The organism is Sphaerochaeta halotolerans, assembly GCF_003429665.1.
Classification (GTDB): Bacteria; Spirochaetota; Spirochaetia; order Sphaerochaetales; family Sphaerochaetaceae; genus Sphaerochaeta; species Sphaerochaeta halotolerans.
Genome location: NZ_QUWK01000001.1, coordinates 44,990 through 64,376 on the forward strand (window position 1 = coordinate 44,990; position 19,387 = coordinate 64,376).

Annotated in this window: 17 protein-coding genes, 5 tRNA genes and 1 other RNA gene; 17 read left to right on the plus strand and 6 right to left on the minus strand. The window is 48.1% G+C overall.

The window, feature by feature from the left end; genetic code table 11:
- Positions 1-3: 3 nt before the first annotated feature.
- Positions 4-1,146 carry a thymidine kinase gene (locus tag DYP60_RS00195; RefSeq protein ID WP_117328861.1) on the minus strand — a complete coding sequence of 381 codons (1,143 nt, stop codon included), beginning with the start codon at positions 1,144-1,146 and terminating at the stop codon, positions 4-6.
- The gene (deoC, locus tag DYP60_RS00200; protein WP_117328862.1) at positions 1,133-1,798 is read right to left on the minus strand and encodes a deoxyribose-phosphate aldolase; all 666 of its coding nucleotides are present in this window, start codon (positions 1,796-1,798) and stop codon (positions 1,133-1,135) included. The genes DYP60_RS00195 and deoC overlap by 14 nt, the downstream gene beginning before the upstream one ends.
- A 115-nt stretch (positions 1,799-1,913) precedes the next feature.
- On the opposite strand from deoC, the gene DYP60_RS00205 reads away from it, so the two are divergent.
- The 3 genes from DYP60_RS00205 to DYP60_RS00215 are packed head-to-tail and all read left to right on the plus strand — an operon-like array spanning position 1,914 to position 4,348.
- On the plus strand, positions 1,914-2,858 hold the full coding sequence (locus DYP60_RS00205) for an NUDIX domain-containing protein (RefSeq protein ID WP_117328863.1): 945 nt from the start codon (positions 1,914-1,916) through the stop codon (positions 2,856-2,858).
- Positions 2,842-3,747 carry an aldo/keto reductase gene (locus tag DYP60_RS00210; protein WP_117328864.1) on the plus strand — a complete coding sequence of 302 codons (906 nt, stop codon included), beginning with the start codon at positions 2,842-2,844 and terminating at the stop codon, positions 3,745-3,747. Before DYP60_RS00205 ends, DYP60_RS00210 begins: the two co-directional genes overlap by 17 nt.
- A 1-nt stretch (position 3,748) precedes the next feature.
- Positions 3,749-4,348 (plus strand): YigZ family protein, encoded by a 600-nt coding sequence (locus DYP60_RS00215; protein WP_117328865.1) that lies wholly within the window; start codon positions 3,749-3,751, stop codon positions 4,346-4,348.
- Here DYP60_RS00215 and DYP60_RS00220 read toward each other — a convergent pair.
- Positions 4,335-5,783, minus strand: coding sequence for a M28 family peptidase (locus tag DYP60_RS00220; RefSeq protein ID WP_240622799.1), 1,449 nt, complete (start codon positions 5,781-5,783; stop codon positions 4,335-4,337). The two genes, DYP60_RS00215 and DYP60_RS00220, sit on opposite strands and share 14 nt — an antisense overlap.
- 113 nt (positions 5,784-5,896) lie before the next feature.
- On the opposite strand from DYP60_RS00220, the gene DYP60_RS00225 reads away from it, so the two are divergent.
- From DYP60_RS00225 to recR, 9 genes are all read left to right on the plus strand, one after another.
- Positions 5,897-5,981: transfer RNA gene (locus tag DYP60_RS00225), tRNA-Ser, on the plus strand.
- 37 nt (positions 5,982-6,018) lie between these two features.
- Positions 6,019-6,105 (plus strand) — tRNA-Ser (locus DYP60_RS00230).
- Between the two features lie 21 nt (positions 6,106-6,126).
- A tRNA-Arg gene (locus tag DYP60_RS00235) sits at positions 6,127-6,200 on the plus strand.
- A 33-nt stretch (positions 6,201-6,233) separates the two neighbouring features.
- Positions 6,234-6,321, plus strand: a tRNA-Ser gene (locus DYP60_RS00240).
- A 43-nt stretch (positions 6,322-6,364) separates the two neighbouring features.
- Positions 6,365-6,449, plus strand: a tRNA-Ser gene (locus tag DYP60_RS00245).
- Between the two features lie 13 nt (positions 6,450-6,462).
- Positions 6,463-6,561, plus strand: an RNA gene (gene ffs, locus DYP60_RS00250) — signal recognition particle sRNA small type.
- Positions 6,562-6,662: 101 nt separating this feature from the next.
- Positions 6,663-8,318, plus strand: coding sequence for a DNA polymerase III subunit gamma/tau (gene dnaX / locus DYP60_RS00255; protein WP_117328867.1), 1,656 nt, complete (start codon positions 6,663-6,665; stop codon positions 8,316-8,318).
- A gap of 21 nt (positions 8,319-8,339) precedes the next feature.
- Positions 8,340-8,651: a YbaB/EbfC family nucleoid-associated protein gene (locus tag DYP60_RS00260; protein WP_276308946.1), complete on the plus strand. Its 312-nt coding sequence runs from the start codon at positions 8,340-8,342 to the stop codon at positions 8,649-8,651.
- Positions 8,652-8,653: 2 nt separating this feature from the next.
- Positions 8,654-9,244: a recombination mediator RecR gene (gene recR, locus DYP60_RS00265; RefSeq protein WP_117328869.1), complete on the plus strand. Its 591-nt coding sequence runs from the start codon at positions 8,654-8,656 to the stop codon at positions 9,242-9,244.
- Here the strand turns inward: recR and DYP60_RS00270 are convergent.
- From DYP60_RS00270 to DYP60_RS00280, 3 genes are all read right to left on the minus strand, one after another.
- Positions 9,241-10,008, minus strand: coding sequence for a TerB family tellurite resistance protein (locus DYP60_RS00270; protein ID WP_117328870.1), 768 nt, complete (start codon positions 10,006-10,008; stop codon positions 9,241-9,243). The two genes, recR and DYP60_RS00270, sit on opposite strands and share 4 nt — an antisense overlap.
- Before the next feature lie 3 nt (positions 10,009-10,011).
- Positions 10,012-11,436, minus strand: a complete 1,425-nt coding sequence (locus tag DYP60_RS00275; RefSeq protein WP_117328871.1) for an MGH1-like glycoside hydrolase domain-containing protein — start codon at positions 11,434-11,436, stop codon at positions 10,012-10,014.
- Between the two features lie 293 nt (positions 11,437-11,729).
- The gene (locus DYP60_RS00280; RefSeq protein WP_117328872.1) at positions 11,730-12,659 is read right to left on the minus strand and encodes a diacylglycerol/lipid kinase family protein; all 930 of its coding nucleotides are present in this window, start codon (positions 12,657-12,659) and stop codon (positions 11,730-11,732) included.
- Between the two features lie 56 nt (positions 12,660-12,715).
- On the opposite strand from DYP60_RS00280, the gene DYP60_RS00285 reads away from it, so the two are divergent.
- The 5 genes from DYP60_RS00285 to DYP60_RS00305 are packed head-to-tail and all read left to right on the plus strand — an operon-like array spanning position 12,716 to position 19,376.
- Positions 12,716-14,575 (plus strand): YgiQ family radical SAM protein, encoded by a 1,860-nt coding sequence (locus DYP60_RS00285; protein WP_117329102.1) that lies wholly within the window; start codon positions 12,716-12,718, stop codon positions 14,573-14,575.
- Between the two features lie 5 nt (positions 14,576-14,580).
- Positions 14,581-15,945 (plus strand): MATE family efflux transporter, encoded by a 1,365-nt coding sequence (locus DYP60_RS00290; protein WP_117329103.1) that lies wholly within the window; start codon positions 14,581-14,583, stop codon positions 15,943-15,945.
- 48 nt (positions 15,946-15,993) lie between these two features.
- Positions 15,994-17,178 (plus strand): N-acetylglucosamine-6-phosphate deacetylase, encoded by a 1,185-nt coding sequence (gene nagA, locus DYP60_RS00295; RefSeq protein ID WP_117328873.1) that lies wholly within the window; start codon positions 15,994-15,996, stop codon positions 17,176-17,178.
- Positions 17,179-17,202: 24 nt separating this feature from the next.
- Positions 17,203-18,648: an aminoacyl-histidine dipeptidase gene (locus DYP60_RS00300; RefSeq protein WP_117328874.1), complete on the plus strand. Its 1,446-nt coding sequence runs from the start codon at positions 17,203-17,205 to the stop codon at positions 18,646-18,648.
- Positions 18,645-19,376 carry a gamma-glutamyl-gamma-aminobutyrate hydrolase family protein gene (locus DYP60_RS00305; protein WP_117328875.1) on the plus strand — a complete coding sequence of 244 codons (732 nt, stop codon included), beginning with the start codon at positions 18,645-18,647 and terminating at the stop codon, positions 19,374-19,376. Before DYP60_RS00300 ends, DYP60_RS00305 begins: the two co-directional genes overlap by 4 nt.
- Positions 19,377-19,387 lie beyond the last annotated feature (11 nt).

Consider the following 19,387-nt stretch of genomic DNA (forward strand, 5'->3'; position numbering starts at 1 on the left):
CTCCTACAACAAGAGTGGTTGCTCGAAAGAAACTGGCCTCTTGTTGTCTGAAAGTACCTTGGAAAGGTAATTGGTATCCAAGTCAAGCTCTGAAACCAAGCGGAGTAAGACTTCTTCCGGCACAAGATTCTGCTCACAAAAGAGAAACACCAGTGCCTTCTCTGCAATGTTTTGCGGGAGAAGGGCATTGAAGAATATCTCTTCATCGGTCTTCCCACGGTATCGCTCACAGAAGTTCTCATAGAGCATTGACTGCTCAATATTGCCCTTCAATGCAGCAAGTTCATTTCTCAATGGTCTTTCATTCCCACGGGAAGCAAGCTCCCCTAGTGGTTTGAGGTGGAAGAAGGTGTATTCTTTCCCGGGAAGATAATGGTGTGTATCACAACGAGCAGCATAGTTCGGTTCCAAGGTGCTATCCTTATGGGAATCCCCTCCAACAATAATGAGGGGATCGAAATAGAGGGCAGGGCACTCCTTTCCTTCCACCTGGTAATACCGGTATGTATAGAATGCATCATTGATACAGTCTGGATGCTCACAATATGCAGTCAGAGGGATTACATCGGTCGCAATATCAAGCATCAATCGGGCTGTAGAATTGAACAAATCCCGGCGGAAATTCAGAATCAAGGTAGGAAAAATGAACATCACACCACGTTCATAACTATGATTACGTACCACGTAGGCAAGCCGCTCATCAAAGAATGACGCTTCATCAATAATGAAGGTCCCTACAGTAGGGTTGTCATTGAGCACCTGTTCCAAACCGAATGAGTCCTTGATCTTGGCAATATTCTCTCCACAGCTTATATACCCACTGCGATAGCAGAGGGCGTCCTCAGGATAGTCGGTAAATCGTGCACCATCGATTTCGGAACGGATGAAAAAGACCTTCCTACGGTCAACCTGCCCACTGCTGGTCAGAATCCTTACCTTTTCTCCCTTCTTCTGCGCAATGGCAGCATCCCGCCATACCCGTGCTGCAAACTCAGTCTTGCCCGAGCCCATGGGCCCTATCAAAAGAACCCTTCGCCCAGGCGAGGTAAAGTCGAAATGTGAGAATGTTTCATGGACATCAAGCGTAGGAAACCCCAGACTCTTGAGGAAATCGGCACTCTCTATCTTCTGTTCAATTTGCGCCATGCGACCCCTCTACAATTGCAATACCGCTCGAGGCTCCGATCCTTGTAGCCCCTGCTTCAATCATTGCAATGGCATCCTCGTAGGTACGCACCCCTCCGGAGGCCTTCACACCTAACTGTGGACCAACTGTCTTACGCATCAGTGCTATATGCTTGGCAGTAGCGCCCCCAGTGGAAAACCCTGTAGAAGTTTTTACAAAATCTGCACCACTGGCTTTTGCCAATCTACAAGCACGCACAATCTCTTCTTCATTTAAAAGGCAGGTCTCTATGATTACTTTCAGCAGGGCGTTCCCACATGCCTTTTTCACTGCAGTGATGTCATCTTGCACCAAATCATCATCATGATTCTTCAAGAATCCAATGTTGATGACCATATCAACTTCTTCGGCCCCAGCTCTCACTGCTGTCTTGGCTTCAAATGCTTTGCTCTCTGTAGCCATCGCACCGAGAGGGAACCCTACTACGGTACAAACCTTTACATCACTTTTTCCCAACAATTTTGCACACAGGGGAACCCAACAGCTGTTCACGCATACTGAAGCAAAATGGTATTGGTCTGCTTCCTTACAAAGTTTTTCTATCATAGGACGAGTCGCAGTTGCTGCGAGCACCGTGTGGTCGATGTATTTAGCAACATCTTCTTGTTTCATTGGCATCCTCCCTAGTTTTAGGTACTACAGCTAGCTTACTCCAAAAATTACCTATGAGCAACGAGAATAGCGTCCCAAGCTTGACGAAGGAGCCTGCTCCCTATACCCTAGCATCATGATTCTTCAAACCATCGAACAATACTATACTTGGGCCTTGATCGCTATCCTTTTACTGAATCTTGCCCAACGAAAAATTCCGGGAACCTATAAAAAACGGTTTGCCACCATTTACCTAGCATCCTTCTTGCTTCTTTTTGAAGTAGGAGTGGTTACCATACTCGCCAGGGATCTTAACCACAACCTAGCTTGGTTGGTCGTTGTACTCTGCGCTGGACTTCTGTTCCTGCTAAGAGAGCGAGCCCTTCCGTTCCGTTTTCACTGTGTTGAGTGTAACAAACGACTCGATTTCAACCACGTCATTGGCCATGACGACAATCTTTGTCAGGAGTGTTACGATAAAGCTCATCCCGATGAAGCCAAGGCAGAAGAAGAAAAAAAGAAAGAGCTTGTAAAACCAGAGGAAGCACAAGAAGATGACCGCTATCGTGATGCAGAGACGGTAGCAGATATCGATTGGGACCTATGGGAACCAAAGGAAATCTGTGTCATCACCTATCTATTCAATGATGATCAAGTGCTGCTCATCGACAAGAAGACCGGCTTGGGTTCCGGACTGGTGAATGCTCCGGGTGGACATATTGAAGAGACTGAAACAGCTCTTGAAGCAGCCAAGCGTGAATTTACCGAGGAAACAGGTCTCGAGGTTGATGACCTGCAACAGGTTGGGAAGCTTAACTTCCAGTTCCGTGACGGCCTCTCTGAACGTGGATATGTCTACTTTGCCCACTCCTTTAAAGGTGAGCTTCAAGAAACCGATGAAGCTCGCCCATTCTGGTGCCCTGTCTCCGAAATTCCCTATGACAAGATGTGGGAAGACGATATCCACTGGCTTCCGCTTGCCATGGAAGGAAAGCGCTTTGAAGGCTCTTTCATCTTCGATGGCCAAACGATGGTAGACAAGCTGGTTACCACCGAAGAGGACGATGAAGAGGAGCTCTGACTTAGCTTTAGGAAGCTGGCAGTTCGGTCCCAGCCATGGGTTTTGGACCGGAGGTACCATACAGGCTTCCCGTCTCACCATCCGCGCTGCATACAAGGCAGGTATCAGACATTTTGATACCGCCCCAGCGTATGGGAATGGCCTTGCTGAGCAATTGCTCGGTTCAGTTCTTTTCCAAAAAACAGTCATTATTGACACAAAATTCATGCCCAAGCATCCTAGCTTGGTGGCACAAGATGTTCAGAAGAGCCTCGATCGTTTAAAGAGAACTTCCATCAACACCCTCTATCTGCATTGGCCAAGCTCCTCAGTGGACCTAAGGCCAATCGTACAATCTGCAGCACGTCTTATCGAACAAGAAAAAGTCCACCATCTTGGTCTTTCCAATACCCCGCTCTCCTTGGTACAGACGTTGCAAGACCTACCCATCACATTCCTTCAGGTACCCTGTTCTCTGCTATGGACAAGGGGTCTTGAGGAATACAAGCAGTATGCAAAGAAGCAGGGCATATCCTTAGTGGGGTACAGCCCCCTTGGTCTTGGCTTGCTCAGTGGTAAGTATCCAGAGAAACCGAACGATAGGAGAGGGGACCTCTATGTGTACCAAGGCACAGCCTATCCCATTTATCGGGAACTGTTGGAACTTCTCTCCTTTCTTGCAAGAAAAAAATCAATCAGCATGGCCCAGCTTGCCTTGGTTTGGGCACGGAGCCAGGATTTTGAAACCGTCCTCATGGGAGCACATTCTCCAGAACAACTGTCCCCACTCCTGGAAACTGATACATTCAGCCTTGACGAAGGAGAGAAAAGGTTGTTGGATGAAGTGGCCGGGCGATTATGCGCATGCGCTCCCCCTTCATGGGACAACCTTTTCGGACATAGGTGGTAGGATGAGGATACTGAAAGAACGGGCACAGTGCGAAATTGAGGTAAAAAAGTCCCGATTCATTGCTATTGCCCAACCTGTCCAAGCACTCTCCCAGATCAAGGATTTTGTTACGGAAACGAGAGCCAACCACCCAGGGGCCAACCATGTGGTTCATGCTGCAGTCATTGGACCAAAGGGAGATCTCTATAGCTATAGTGATGACCATGAACCAAAGAATACTGCCGGCAGACCTGCCCTTGAAGTACTGAAAGGGAGCGCTGTAACCAATATTTTGATTCTCATCGTCCGCTACTTCGGTGGAACATTGTTGGGAACAGGAGGACTGGTAAAAGCCTATGGGGACAGTGCAAAGGAACTACTCTCCATCATCAAAACTGAGGAGTTGATTGAAAAGATGAGGTTCTCCTTTACAATACCCTACAACCTCTATGAGCTAGTTAAAATTGATCTTAATTTACTTGAAGCAGATATCGAACATGAAGAATTTACCACAGATGTAACCATCTCAGGGACACTGCCAAAAACCAATGCAGAACATATATTTTCCCGAATTAGAGAACGCTCCGGAGGACAGTGTTCCGTCTCTTTTACCGATTTGTAAGTTTTGAGAATACCAAGGAAGCTTCATTTGGTACGCCCTTCTCTTGTTCCTCCATCTCTTCCCACAATCGGTTACCATCTATCATATCGGTAAGTTTGATGGCTATGGAGAGAGCTCTTTCCAATGCGCCCGGCTCAACCGCTTCCACGGTATCATTACGTGTGTGCTGCACCGATGGTTTGCTCCGGTCATCCCATGCAACTGCGGTCAAGGTGGTAGCTGAAATACCACATCTGCTTGCCTCCGCTGCATCCGTCCCTCCCCAAAGCCGTGGGATTGATTCACTCCTGGATTCATACCCCATTGCATGGGCAATTTCTGTACAACGCCTTGCCAAGGAGGCATCAAGCGGCTGGGTACCATTCACATCCTTCTCCAAAAAGGTAATCTTATCACCGTAGTAGACAGAGTCAAAGTTCAATACCACCGGATCGATGAAGGCAGAAGCCATGGTTGAGAACCAGTGTCTAGAGCCTTGTAGTGCTGCTTCTTCTCCATCAAAGGAGCAGAATACCAACCGGGTATGGGAAAGAGGCTTCCCACAATCCTTTCTCCAATGAAAGTACCTGGCAAGCTGTACGGTCATTCCCACTGAAACCAGATTATCACCAGATCCGGGAGAGCCCTCCTTCTCATACATCGAACGAAGAGGAAGCAACAGAGGGGTGGCACCCAAAAGGAATAGAAGAAGTATGAGATTTGCAAGGGATGGAACATTCGGTAAAAATAATACGCGTGCAAGCAACTCAGAAAACACTTGTACCAATGCGAGAAAGCCGGAAACAATGAACAATCCAACCGGCAGGAGTACATTTCTTGCATAGGATACCCACTCAAGTTGGTTGTATCGGTATAAAGGAGCACTGTCATGATGTGCGCTGAAAATAAGCGTGTGGAGCACCTCTTCTTTTGGCTCCAAGACTCCATGGACATTTACTCCCTCTGCATTACAACGGTTTTTTCGGGGAAATGGTCGGTAGAGATAGAGCTCTCTCATGGTGTACCAGCCAAACCCAAGAAAGAGCAGGAGGGAAAGCCAAGGCAATCCAACCAACATAAGTACCACGAGCAGAGGATAGAGAACAATTACAATGGTAAAGGGTTGGCTATGCGCCTTTGTATCGAGGGGAAACCTTGTACTAGCTGTTTCGTCGCAGAAGGGTTTATACGCTTCCTCAACTGCTTCAGCAGCACTATGGGCAGCATCACTACCTGCTACTCTTGGACCATATAGATCAATAAGTGACCTAGCAAACTCCAAGGCAAGAGAAGAGAGCTTGCCGGCTTTCAGTGTCTCAAGCTTTTGCCTGGGTATCTCTTTCTGGTCTTCTACCAGCGTTGGCGTCTTTTTACGTTTTCTCGGGTGAGGGAACTTCATGGTTGTTCCATCATGACGAGCACAAGCATACCTGTCAAGAAAGTGAATAGCGTGCATTTCCTGTAGGGGTATTTTTTTCTCCCATCAGAGTTCTTGACAAAGATTGAGGCACTCACTATAGTGATAACCCGATTGATATTCTTGTCAGTAGCAGGATATCATGTCTGTTTGGAGAGATGTCCGAGCGGTCGAAGGAGGCGGTCTTGAAAACCGTTGAGGCGAGAGTCTCCGAGGGTTCGAATCCCCCTCTCTCCGTTCATTCATCTATCTGGATGAATTTGTTTTTCCCTATGGAGAGGTGCGAGAGCGGCCGAATCGGGCTCCCTGCTAAGGAGTTGACCTGGTAACGGGTCCGGGGGTTCGAATCCCCCCCTCTCCGTTTTTGATTTTTTTTAGTATTGAGATCATAGCTCAGCTGGATAGAGCATCAGTTTGCGGAACTGAGGGTCGGAGGTTCGAATCCTCTTGGTCTCATAATTCGTTTTGTATGAAACGGTCATAACACTGGGAGAGATGTCCGAGTGGTCGAAGGAGACGGACTCGAAATCCGTTGTACCGTCTGACGGTACCGAGGGTTCGAATCCCTCTCTCTCCGATAGCTTGGATATTTTTTAGGGTTACCGTTTATTTCGTTCCTTGGAGAGGTGTCCGAGTGGTCGAAGGTGCACGCTTGGAAGGCGTGTGTGCTGAAAGGCACCGGGGGTTCGAATCCCCCCCTCTCCGTTTAGTTCCCAGTCAACAGATTCTGTGCTATGTGCATTCGCCCAACCCCGTCAGGACCGGAAGGTAGCAGCGGTAAGTGAATAGCCCATGAGACACAGGCGATTTGTTGGCTGGGTTTTTTAATGCAATCAACCCCTTTCCCCACACCGGCACTTCTGTTCCTAGATAGCAAAGTATGGTATACTCGCAGGGTACGTTCACAGAGGAGCTCTCATGGCATATGAAGTAACAGCTACCAGGAAACGCCCCCAGTCTTTTGACAGACTTGTTGGTCAGGAATTCGTGGTATCAACCATTAAACATTCAATCGAACAAGGAAGAATTGCTCACGCCTATCTATTCAGTGGACCAAGAGGTGTAGGAAAGACTTCATCGGCCCGTATACTGGCAAGGGCATTGAACTGTGAACAAGGGCCAACTGCCACCCCTTGTGGTGTTTGTTCCAACTGTCGTGAAATCACCCAAGGAAACAGCGTTGATGTTATCGAAATCGATGGTGCAAGCAATACAAGTGTCAATGATATCCGGCAGATCAAAGACGAGGTCCTTTTCCCTCCCCAGACCAGCAAGTACAAGATTTATATCATCGATGAAGTCCATATGCTCTCCACCAGCGCTTTCAATGCACTGCTGAAAACCATTGAAGAGCCCCCTGCATACATCATCTTTATTTTTGCAACCACAGAGCTGCAAAAAGTACCGGCTACCATCCGCTCCCGTTGTCAGCAGTTTCATTTCCAGCTTATCGACTTGGACACCATAAAAAGCAGTTTGAGAGAGGCTGCAACCGAGTTGGAAGTTGAAGCCGATGATGATGCCCTGTTCTGGATTGCAAAGGAGTCTACCGGCTCCATGCGTGACGCCTACACGCTCTTCGACCAGGTGGTCTCCTTCAGCCAGGGGCACATCACCATGGAGAAAATCAGCAGCAAGCTGGGCTTGGTAGGCGTCGACCAGATAGCACAAATTGTCTCCTACCTTCTGGAAGAACACACCGACCAGGCGCTACTGGCAGTCCAGGACCTACTCCAAGCAGGTGTATCGGTAGAACAGTGCATAAAGGATTTCACCCTCTTCTTCAGAAGTCTGTTATTTATCAAGGCAGGAATACACGATGATGCAATCCTTGGAGTGCAATCAGACAGGATCCCACTTGCGCTGAGAAACGCATACTCGAGTGAACAACTGGAAGCTGCCATTGAGTTGCTTCTTAAACTCTACCGGGAGATTCGGTACTCCCTGAACCCAAGGTTTGAACTCGAGTTATTCATTTCCCGAATAGGAAGCCTTCCTTCTCTTGCTTCACCAACAACCTTGGTGAAAAAGATTACCCAGATGCGGGATGAGTTGCTCTCAGGAGCAGTGAAACTCCCGCCAAAAAAGCTCGAAGTACAACCTGACCTTATTGCCACGAACCAGATGATTAAACCCAGTACAAAGGCTGTCCCATCCAGCAGTGTTGCTGCAATCGAGACGAGAAATGAGGAGGCCAAAGAGCAGAGCGATCCTGTAAAGCCAGCGCCTGTAGTGAGCCGCCCATTCACCAAGGGAGATCTCCCTGCCTTGGTAAGCAGGCTCTCCAGTACGCCATTGCTCAGCCAAGTGGCCCAGGCAATTACCGATGTAGGCCATGAAGAGGGGGTATTGAACCTTACCTTCTCAACTGCTTTCTGCCAGAACAAGGCAGAAGAAAGTGCTGAGAAGTTCAGATCTTTGATCAAAGAGATATCAGGTTTTGATGGACCAATCCGTTTCCACTGCCTTGAGACAGAAAAACAGGAAGAGACTCCACAGACTGAAGATTCAGTAGTCTCAAAGATAGCCTCGATATTCCGAGGAGAGATTACCCAACAAACCAATGAAATGTAAGCGAGGAACCTTAGTATGGATATGAACCCTTTTGAACTCTTGAAAAACATGAAAGGTATTCAAGAGAATGTGAAGAAAATGCAGGAAATGCTTCCCACCATTACAGCAACAGGGAGTGCTGGAGCAGGCATGGTTGAAGTGACTATCAACGGAAAGTTCATTGTAACTGATATACATATCGAAAAGGATATTGTTGACCCGGATGATTTGCAGACCCTTCAGGTATTGTTGACCAGTGCCTTCAACGACGCATCAGCAAAAATCCAGCAAAAGATCCAGAGTGAGGGCATGAAATATGCCGGTCCTTTGGGTGCATTGACCCCACAGGCCTAGTCATGACAGCATTGGAAAACCTTATCCAAACCCTTTCCCGTCTCCCGGGCATCGGCCCAAAGAGTGCATCCAGACTTGCCTACCACCTGATAAAAACCGAGAAGCGTTATAATCAGAACCTCAGCCAAGCAATCGCCACCATCCAGGACCGGATTTTCCCCTGTTCAATATGTGGAAGCTTTACAGAAACTGATCCTTGTCCTGTATGCAGTGATGCTTCCCGGGATAGAAGCCTGCTGTGCGTGGTGGAGGAACCTCAGGATGTGCTGACCATCCAATCAAGTGGGGCATATAATGGTTTGTATCATGTGCTTGGGGGTGCGATCAGCCCGCTTGATGGCATCGGGCCTGAGCAGCTCTCATTCTCCCGCCTCCTGCAGCGCATCAAGGAGGGTCAATTCACTGAATTGATTATAGCCACAAACCCAACAGAAGAGGGTGACACAACGGCTCTCTACATCAGACATATACTCAAGGATTATAAGGAACTCTCCATTACACGGCTGGCCAGCGGCCTGCCAATTGGTGGAGATCTGGAATATGCGGATCGAATTACCTTGGCAAGATCCTTACGGGGAAGGGTGACGTTCTAGCGGATTCCGCGCTCCTTCTTGATAGCATCATACGCATCCTGGATTTCCCGGAACTTTGCAGTAGCATGCCCCAAGAACTCTTCTCCCATGCCTTTGGAAGCAAGGGTGTCTGGATGGAACTCGATGCTGAGCTTCCGGTAGGCTCGTTTCACTTCATCATCAGTAGCAGTACGAGGGATATTGAGAATAGCATATGCCTTGTCCGATGCATCACTGCAACCACCATAGCGATTACAAAGCATCTCTACAAAGCTATCACTCAGGCGGAAAATCTTTGCAGCCCGCCTGATCATCTCTTCTTCTTCACGGTTGATCGTACCATCGGCAGCAGCAACACGATAGAAGATATCGATCATCAACTGCAAGATGTTTGGTGCCTGGCTAAAGTTCTGATAGAACTGCGAAGCAAACTGGTCGAACGTCCCGCCACCGGTAAGTGCGGTATCGAAGACTCGCATGGCAGCCTCTTCTTCACGATACCCCAAACGAAGGTCTTGACGAATAAACTCCAACACTTTTTGACGCTCATGTGATGATACCGAGCCATCAGAGGACGCAATCCTTGCAAGCATCGAAAATGCACCCACGAAAAAGAGCATTTGCTCTCTATCAAGGGTGGTATAGGTGCTTTTTGTTGCCTGTGTGGATCCTACATCTCCGGCCTTGTCAAACATATGGCCGAACGCGATACCAGCAATCATCCCCAAAGGTCCTCCGAACATAAAGCCGAAGGTACCCCCAAACAGTTTACCAAGCCACGCCATAATCTACAGCTTGTCGATCAACATCGAGCATTTGCCGGACGGAATTGGAAGAGTCTTCTTCTTTTTCTCCCCAAGGATCTCGATGGTGAAGTAATAGAGCTTTTCGCTCTCAAGACGAATTTCCCAGCCACGGTCTGTCTTGTTGCTGAGAATAGTAATCATATTGCGTTTCAGGGAGAGATTCTCTATTCCCATAGCCTCAAGGGAGGGCATTACCCAGTCCACAGTCTTTCGGGGAAGAGAAATATTCAACCCGATGATGTTCTCAATCATCAAGGTAATGGTGACCACTCCTGCATAGGGCATTAATCGTCTACGCGGGAAGTCAGGAATCTCATCTGTCTTGGAGAATCCCTCCTTGTTTGGAAGGTATGCTTCCCACACATCACCTATGGTTTCAGCATCGGGATGCAGAGTATCAAGCAAGAAATACATGTGTCTAATGGCACACTCCCTTGCAAAAATGAACTCGTTGAATTTTTCCAAGCCCTTGATCACCATATAGGTATTAATTGGAACAACGCCGCCACAATAGCCATTGCCTTCCTCGCTGAACACAGGAGAAGAGACCGGAACGCTTGGGAACGGGTTATCGGTCCCAAACTCTTTCGGATCCTTAAGGTACTCGATCAAGTAAGCAGCTCGCTCATCATTGGGAATCTCCGCGAGCATTGTCCAATACGCACCGATATACTTAGTATTGATACGGTTTTCCTTGATATCCAAATCATAGTAGAAATTGGTATCAGGATCCCACATCATACTGTTTATCCTCGTCTTCAAGGAGAAGTAAATCCGTTTGTAACGGAAACTCAACTCCTTGTCATTGAGAATATCACCGATTGCGGACATGTACAGTGCATTAACTGCAAGCTGAGCATTGAAGTCTAATGGATAGTACACATGGTCACGGGGAATATTACCACTCTGACATGCTTCGATAGGTACAGAGTAGAGCCCATTGGGCTTTTGGAACGTAGCCTGGATCCAAGAGAAGTATCGCTCCAGTACGGGAACGATCTCCTTCAGCCTTTTCTTGTTTCCAATCTTATGGTAAAAGCCATGTTCAACATAGGCAAAAAGAGGGGGAAAAATCCCTTCAGGGTTTGCTGCCGTAAAGACAGGCTTCCCATCCTCAATGGAGTACTCACCGCGAATAGCACCATTTGCTTCCTGTTTCTGGTAGAAATAGTCGAGCATGGGGAACGGCGAGTTATTCTGGTTGCTATACACCAGAAAAAGAGAAGAGAAACAGGATAAATACTGATTGAAGGTTGTCTGGCCAGGGTATGAAAGATAGGAACCGTTCATGCCATTGGCTTCGGTTCCTTGCTTCCAAAGTTCGTCTATCCATACCCAAGACCTGTCATACATGTCGACAAAATCTTGATCATAAAAATGTACGAACGGCACCATATCCTTTATCAAATTGGGAACTCCTTAGGTATTCGGTAAACATGAGAAAAACTACATAAGACGCGCATTGTTAAAGATAAACTCTCTTAGAGGAGAAGTCAATCACATTCATGGTAAGTTTTGGAAACACTCCTCTTTTCCGAAAATCAAACATACAACGTTATAAGCCAATTCCTAATCATTTATATAATATCTAATTATTGAATAATTGAAAAGAGCTACTTTTTAGCAAAACTAGAATATGTCTATGATTTTCTCCTATCGAGCTCAACATCTAGACACGGTTTGCCTAAAAACCCCAACTCTCAGCAAAATACCGGGAGAATTGCTTCCAAAAGCTTGACAGAAAACTCCATGCAACCTTTGGAAATCTCTTCACCATCTACATGGACAGGCATTGGATGATCACTACTGACCATATGCACTTGCTTTACTCTGGAGACACTGAACTCCTTATGCTTTACCTGTCCTCCCTTGAAAAAAGTGAGAGCCAAAGGAACCAGTTTCCAGCTAGGAATAGGAGCATTGGCATATACCACGTCAAACAATCCATCATCAAAGAGCGCATCAGGCCCCATCAGGAATGCTGAACCCATTCTTCTCCCATTACATATGGAAAGTTGTTGGGTTTGTAGTTTTTGTGTCCTGCCGTCCAAGGTAAGATCTACCGAATAGGGTGGAGGATAGTTAATCAAAATCCTGATGAGAGCAAATACATAACTGGGAGTCCCAGAAACATGCTTGAAATCACTGGCAAGGAAATTTACCAGTGGTTCGAATCCGACGCCAAGCCCATTTACAAAGTATCGTCCCTCAGGATACTTGCCCCCATAGACAATTCCCGCATCAATTGTTCGTTTGGTACCTTGGAGAATAATGGAGCATGCTTCCGTCAAAGATTTTGGGATTTGCATACCCCAAGCAAAATCGTTACCTCTTCCAATGGGTATTACTCCGAGATTAGGAACAGGCAGCTGTTTTTCTGCTGCTGCCTTCAACATCCCATTGACCGTCTCGTTGATGGTTCCGTCCCCACCGGCAGCAATGATTGCATCGCGCCTTTCACAGGTTGCCTGCCATGCCAGCTTCTCTGCTCCTTCGCCCTTCTTGGTATAGACCAGTTCCACATGATTGCCATCCTGAGCAAGCAAGGTCTTGATCATCTCGCCTTGCTTGTTTGCTCTTCCCTTCGCAGCATGTGGATTCAGAATAACGAAAAGCTCTCGATCGGCCATGGCTGTACCCCTTATTCCTATTTACACCCGAGGACCGATGACCTATGATGGGCGTTGTGAAAACATATGCCCCTCGCACTACATTTCTTCCTACAACGCTAGAAGATTTGCAACAACGGTCCTGGGACCAGATAGACATCGCCTTCATTAGTGCAGACGCCTACGTCGACCACCCCTCTTTTGCGCTTGCCCTCTTGGCACGTTTATTGGAAAAGGAAGGATATCGTGTGGGTATTATCGCACAACCCGACTGGAACTCAACAAAAGATTTCCTCAAATTGGGGAAACCCCGTCTATGTTGCCTCATAAGTGGAGGAAATATAGACAGCATGGTCTCCCATTATACCGCCAATGTAAAGCCCCGTAGCAAGGACGAATACAGCCCTGGCGGTAAGTCAGGACTGCGCCCTGATCGTCCGACCTTGGTGTATACTGCGAAGGCAAGACAAGCTTACGGCAAAGACACCCCAATCATCATTGGGGGATTGGAAGCTTCTCTGAGAAGGCTCAGCCACTATGACTACTGGAGTGACAAGGTTCGCAAACCTATTATCCTTGATGCAAAGGCAGATCTTTTGGCCTATGGTATGGGAGAGAGACAAATCCTTGAGATTGTCCATCGTCTGGATAGGGGGGAACCTGTCTCTCAGCTAACGGATATCAAGGGAACTGTGTACGTGGCCAAGCCAAATACCTTTGAAATCCAAGCCGAACCAACGGTCACCCTTCCCTCTTATGAAGAAGTCAGTGAGCGGGACAAACAGTCCAATACACCGACTGAAGCGGGGAAAAAGGCGTATGCAAAAGCATTTGGCCTGCAGATGCAACAAGAGAACCCTATAGCTGGGAAAAGAGTCATCCAATCCTGTATGCAACGCATAGTCGTCCAGAATCCACCTGCCCTACCCTTGGAGGAAGCATTCTTTGACGCATTGCATGAACTTCCTTTTACCCTCGACGCGCATCCAGACTATGAAAAAGCCGGAGGAGTGCCTGCCTTACAGGAAGTCCAGTTCTCCATCACGAGCAACCGCGGGTGTTTTGGGTCCTGCTCATTCTGCGCTATCACCAGCCACCAGGGGAGAATGATTCAGACAAGAAGCAAGGAGTCACTGGTAAAGGAAGCCAAACGGATGAGTGAGCACCCTGCATTCAAGGGATATATCCATGACCTAGGAGGTCCAACGGCAAACTTCCAAGGCTTGGCTTGCGACAGGCAGCAAACCTATGGGCCCTGTCCAACAAAGGAATGCCTCTATCCGCTACCCTGTGCGAACTTGAAGGACTACCATGGACGGTATCTCGATGTACTTGAGGCCATTGAGTCACTTCCCGGAATTAAGAAAGTTTTCATCAGGAGTGGTATACGCTATGACTATCTCCTGGAGGTGTGTGACGAAAAGACAAGACAACGGTTCATGAACCATCTTGTAAAGCACAATATCAGCGGTCAGCTCAAGGTTGCTCCCGAACATGTCAGCGACAAGGTGCTTGATGCAATGGGAAAGCCGAGAGCAGCACTATTTGATGAGTTCACCGAACTCTATCAGGAAACCACAGAGAAAGCAGGGAAGAAACAGTACCTGATACCTTACTTCATTGCTGCCCATCCCGGCAGTACGCTGGAGGATGCCATCACACTGGCCCTATACCTGCACAAGCTTCACTTCATTCCTGACCAAGTGCAGGAATTTTATCCAACCCCTGGGACAGTCTCAACCTGTATGTACTATACTGGTCTCGATCCACGACCTGGAAAGCGGTTTGCCAGCGTGTATGTCCCCAAAGGACGTGAGAGACATCTGCAGCGCGCCCTTCTGCAATACAACAAGAAAGAAAATCGCCCCTTGGTTCTTGAAGCCCTGGAAAAAACTCAGAGGAAGGACTTGTCGAGAATACTTCTCACAAGACGGTAACCTTGGTGGAAACAACAATTTCCGAACGTAGGGAGTTCTATCAGAAAATGGTGACCATCGCCCTGCCGGTGGTCTTTCAAAGCCTACTCACCAACTCCTTATCCTTCGTCGATACTGTGATGATCGGGCAACTCGGAGAGTCCTCCATTGCAGCTGTTGCTCTGGGGAACCAGATGTTTTTCCTGATCAGTGTCTTGTTCTTTGGCGTCTCTAGTGGCTCTGCAATTTTCCTCTCCCAGTACTGGGGAGCCAAGAATGAAACAAACATCCAACGGGTACTTGGACTCTCTTTCGCCCTCGCAGGAACTGGAGCACTGCTTTTTGCCTTGGCATCTTTGTTCATGCCCCGCCAGATCATGCATATCTTCACCACCGAAAGCGAAGTGGTCAACCAAGGCATCGCTTACCTCAGGATTGTCGGCATCAGCTATCTGTTTACCGCTATCAGCCAAATACTTGCCACAGCGCTGAGGGTCATTGGATATGCAAAGATTCCCTTGCAGGTGGCTCTCTTCTCATTGACCTTGAATGCTGGGGGGAATTACCTCCTGATTTTTGGTATCGGACCATTTCCTGAACTCGGTGTAGCAGGAGCCGCAATCGCCACCACCATAAGCCGTTTGGTTGAAGTGCTTGCACTCCTATGGATTGTCTACCATCACCATCCTGTCATTGCTATCAAGAAACGGGATGCATTCCGGTGGAACAAAACCTTTCTGATGCATATCATCCCCACCAGCTTGCCAGTAATCATCAATGAATTTTTCTGGGCGCTGGGAATGGCCACCTACAAGGTTGCATACAGCAAGATGGGAATTGAAGCCATCGCTTCCATCAATGTTGCCGAATCGGTGGGAAACCTCTTCTTTGTCCTGATGATGGGAGTCAGCAATGCCAGTTTAATTATGATCGGGGTCAAGATAGGGGAAAAACAAAGACACCTTGCCTTGCTCTATGCGAAACGGTTTATCACCACAGCCATCCTGGTGGGCCTCGCCATGGGTGTCTTTGAGTTCCTCTTTGCCCCTCTGTTCACCTCCTTCTTCAATATCTCGGAAAGGGTAAGGCAAATGGCAATCTACTGTCTTTCCATCAATGCAGTTTTGCTCCCAATCAAGAGCATCAACATGGTCATTATTGTGGGAGTTCTCAGAAGTGGAGGAGATACCAAATACTCCATGTTCGCAGAAATGTTTGGAGTTTGGGCCATCGGGGTTCCTCTTGCTTTCATCGGGGTTTTCCTTCTCCATCTCAACACCTGGCAACTCTACCTGCTTTTAGGAATGGAAGAGGTCACCAAGCTGTTCCTTGGCCTATACCGTATCAAGAGAGAGGCATGGATTAATGACCTGACAGCTACCTTTCATTGACCTAGGTTGCGTATGAACGTATAGTTGTTAATGAAGAGAGGTATCCATATGAGTCTACGAACCGTACTTACCAACGGCACTGTCGTAACTGGTTATGCGAAACTGAAAGATTGTGCCCTCTATATAGATGAGAAAGGGGAGATTGGAGACATCTTCAATATGCGAAGGTTGTCAGAAAAACAATTCCCCAGCGACACCACCATGATTGATGTAGGAGGCTCCTACATCATGCCTGGATTCATCGATTCCCATATTCATGGAATCGGGGGGTTTGGAACCGAGGACTGTAAGGCATCCAGCATTCTGGGAATGAGCGAACGACTTGCTGACTTTGGGGTAAGCGCATTCATGCCCACCGTATACACAGACAAGCTTGATATGATGAAAGCCAGTACCAAGGCAATCGCAGAAGCAATGGGAAGTGAGCAGGGTGCCAAGATAATGGGAATCAATCTGGAAGGGCCCTTCATCTCCATGGAACGTGTAGGAGCCCAGAACCCAGAGGGAGTCATACCCGTCAGTCTTGAGATCTTCAATGATCTAATCGATACAGGACAAGGCAAAGTCATTTGCATGACGGTAGCCCCTGAGCTCAAACGCATGCGTGAATTGGCCCTCTTGGCAAGGGAAAGGAACATCGTTCTGCTTGCTGGCCATACCAACGCCAGCTATGAAAACATCATGGAAGGAATGCAGTGTGGCATCTTCCACTCCACTCACTTCTTTAATGCAATGAGCCGTTTGCATCACAGAAACCCAGGAACCGTTGGGGCAATTCTTATACAGAGAGACATGCAGTGTGAGATCATCTGTGACGGAGTTCATGTACACCCAGAACTGGTGAAAATGTTGCTTCGCGAGAAACCACTAGACAACATCGTCATGATAACCGACAGCCTCAAACCCACTAAACAAAGAAGTGGTCCCATGATAGCCAATGGGATGGAATGTGCCATGGGAGAGGATGGCGCTTTCGTCAGTATCAAGGACCCCGACCTGTTCATAGGTTCTGCGCTTACCATGCTCCAGGGCATGAAGAATGCAGTCGACTGGGAAATACCTATTCAACAAGCAAGCCAGATGAGTTCCACAAACCCTGCACGCATCTACAGCTTCACCAAACAAGGAATGCTGGTTCCTGGCTACAAGGCAGATGTAGTGGTCTTGGATGAAAATATGCAGATGAAAGGCCTGTTTGTCGATGGAAATCTGATTCGCGACCGCTTTGCCTGAAACAACAACAAGGAGTAAGAGACTATGCAAGATGCAGTGAAGGGGTTGAAACCCCAAGCACTCTGGAATTATTTTTCTGAACTCTCCGACATTCCCCGTGAATCGGGAAATGAGGAAGGGATACGCCAATACCTACTCGCTTTCGCAAAGCAACATGAGCTTGAAGCTATCGTCGATACTATAGGCAATGTGATTATACGAAAGAAAGCCTACCCAGGGTATGAAAAGAGGCCTTCGGTCGCTTTGCAGGGACATATGGATATGGTCTGCGTCAAGGAATCCTGGAGCAAGCACGACTTTTCCAAGGATCCCATTGAGCTTGTGTGCGATGGAGATTTCCTCAAGGCAAACGGTACCACCCTCGGTGGAGACAATGGAATTGCAATCGCCCTTGCACTCGATATCCTTGCAGACAAGGAAGCTAAACATGGCCCCTTGGAAGCACTCTTCACCGTCAGTGAAGAGACAGGCCTTACTGGGGCGTTCCACGTCGAGCAGGATACGATACAGAGCAGACTCCTGATCAACTTGGATAGTGAAGAAGAAGGGGTTCTCTATATCGGCTGTGCTGGCGGCATTGAGGTTGCTGTAACACTTCCAGTGCAGTGGGAGCCGGTCCCTTCTTCCTCCAAGGCATTCACCTTGACTGCCGACGGGATGCTGGGAGGGCACAGTGGAGGAGAGATCCATAAGCAGCGGGCAAATGCCATCAAGGTAGCGGCCCGTGCATTGAGCCAGATTCCCTCCTTAATGGTATTCAAGGCTGAAGGAGGGACCAAGCGGAATGTTATTCCTTCTGTTTGTACCCTATCCTTTGCTGTTCCTTCCGGGGAGGTTGAGACACTGAAAGCTTTCGTCTCCCAAACCTGGCAGGTACTCAGTGATGAGTATGCACTCAATGACCCGGATGTACGCCTCACCTTGGAAGAGACAGAGCTTCCCTTGAAAGCGGTTAATAGCCGGATCAGCAAGCAGATCATTACTGCGCTCTATGCTGCGCCCCATGGGGTCGATGCCATGAGCCTCAGGATTCCCGGTATCGTGGAGACCTCCTCCAATCTGGCAATTCTTCGATTGGATGAAGAGGCTTTCCGTGTTACCAGCAGTCACCGGTCCTCAGTGCTCTCTGCACGAGACGATATTGCTCGTAGGTTTGCTTCTGTCTTTACGCTTGCCGGTGCCAAGACAGCCATGGAAGGAGCCTATCCTGCCTGGACACCAAACCCCGATTCAGCATTGACTGGATTCTGTGCAAAGGCATATGAGGAGTACACGGGAAAGAAGCCAGAAATTACAGCAATCCACGCCGGACTTGAATGCGGCATTATCAACAGCAAGATTCCAGGGATGGACTCTGTCTCCTTTGGTCCCAACATGTTTGATGTCCACTCCACCAAGGAGCGTCTCAGCATCTCCTCTGTTGAGCGCATCAGTGGATTCACCCGTCACCTACTCTCCATCATTGCATGAGCAGGCCGATCATCGCGATAGGCGGAACCTATGGCCAGGCTCCGCCTACCTCTGCGTTTCCCACCCTTCGGAGGATTTTCACCAATGAAGGATATGTTTCAAAACTAGAACAGAGTGGGGCTTCTGTCATCCTCATCCCCAATACAGAGACCAATATTGATACCCTCATTTCCCTTTGTGATGGTCTTTTATTACCGGGTGGTCCGGACATTGAGCCATCATTGTATCATCAGGAGCGCCACCCCTCCTGTGGGAAAAGCGATGTAGAGAGCGATACGTTCCAGATTGCTCTCTACCATGCTGCAAAGAAACTGGAAAAACCTATCATGGGTATCTGCCGAGGATGTCAGTTGATCAACGTAGCTGAGGGAGGAACACTCTTTCAGGACTATATGATGAGAGAGAACCATCTCATAGATCATCCAGACCTGGCACACTTTGACAAAGTAAGTCACTTGGTCACAATCCAGGAAAACACACGTCTTGCATCCATACTGGGAAGTGGGGAAGTCGGGGTAAACAGCCTTCATCACCAATGCATTGACGTACTTGCTCCTGATTTTCAGTGTATGGCAAGAAGCAACGACGGGTGCATTGAAGCCATTGAGTGCACCACAGGACACTGGGTGCTCGCAGTTCAGTGGCATCCGGAAAGTATGGATGAAGGGATGCTCCCGCTTTTTAAAGCATTTATCGAGGAAGCAAGGAAAAGGCTGTCTCCCGTGTAGGAAACAGCCCC

Bases quoted from the DNA above. Each gene is read 5' to 3' on its own strand.
- dnaX (WP_117328867.1), top strand. From the start codon at position 6,663: ATGGCATATGAAGTAACAGCTACCAGGAAACGCCCCCAGTCTTTTGAC.
- recR (WP_117328869.1), top strand. From the start codon at position 8,654: ATGACAGCATTGGAAAACCTTATCCAAACCCTTTCCCGTCTCCCGGGC.
- DYP60_RS00215 (WP_117328865.1), top strand. From the start codon at position 3,749: ATGAGGATACTGAAAGAACGGGCACAGTGCGAAATTGAGGTAAAAAAG.
- DYP60_RS00260 (WP_276308946.1), top strand. From the start codon at position 8,340: ATGAACCCTTTTGAACTCTTGAAAAACATGAAAGGTATTCAAGAGAAT.
- nagA (WP_117328873.1), top strand. From the start codon at position 15,994: ATGAGTCTACGAACCGTACTTACCAACGGCACTGTCGTAACTGGTTAT.
- DYP60_RS00205 (WP_117328863.1), top strand. From the start codon at position 1,914: ATGATTCTTCAAACCATCGAACAATACTATACTTGGGCCTTGATCGCT.
- DYP60_RS00210 (WP_117328864.1), top strand. From the start codon at position 2,842: ATGAAGAGGAGCTCTGACTTAGCTTTAGGAAGCTGGCAGTTCGGTCCC.
- deoC (WP_117328862.1), bottom strand. From the start codon at position 1,798: ATGAAACAAGAAGATGTTGCTAAATACATCGACCACACGGTGCTCGCA.
- DYP60_RS00300 (WP_117328874.1), top strand. From the start codon at position 17,203: ATGCAAGATGCAGTGAAGGGGTTGAAACCCCAAGCACTCTGGAATTAT.
- DYP60_RS00270 (WP_117328870.1), bottom strand. From the start codon at position 10,008: ATGGCGTGGCTTGGTAAACTGTTTGGGGGTACCTTCGGCTTTATGTTC.
- DYP60_RS00280 (WP_117328872.1), bottom strand. From the start codon at position 12,659: ATGGCCGATCGAGAGCTTTTCGTTATTCTGAATCCACATGCTGCGAAG.
- DYP60_RS00305 (WP_117328875.1), top strand. From the start codon at position 18,645: ATGAGCAGGCCGATCATCGCGATAGGCGGAACCTATGGCCAGGCTCCG.
- DYP60_RS00195 (WP_117328861.1), bottom strand. From the start codon at position 1,146: ATGGCGCAAATTGAACAGAAGATAGAGAGTGCCGATTTCCTCAAGAGT.
- DYP60_RS00220 (WP_240622799.1), bottom strand. From the start codon at position 5,783: ATGCACGCTATTCACTTTCTTGACAGGTATGCTTGTGCTCGTCATGAT.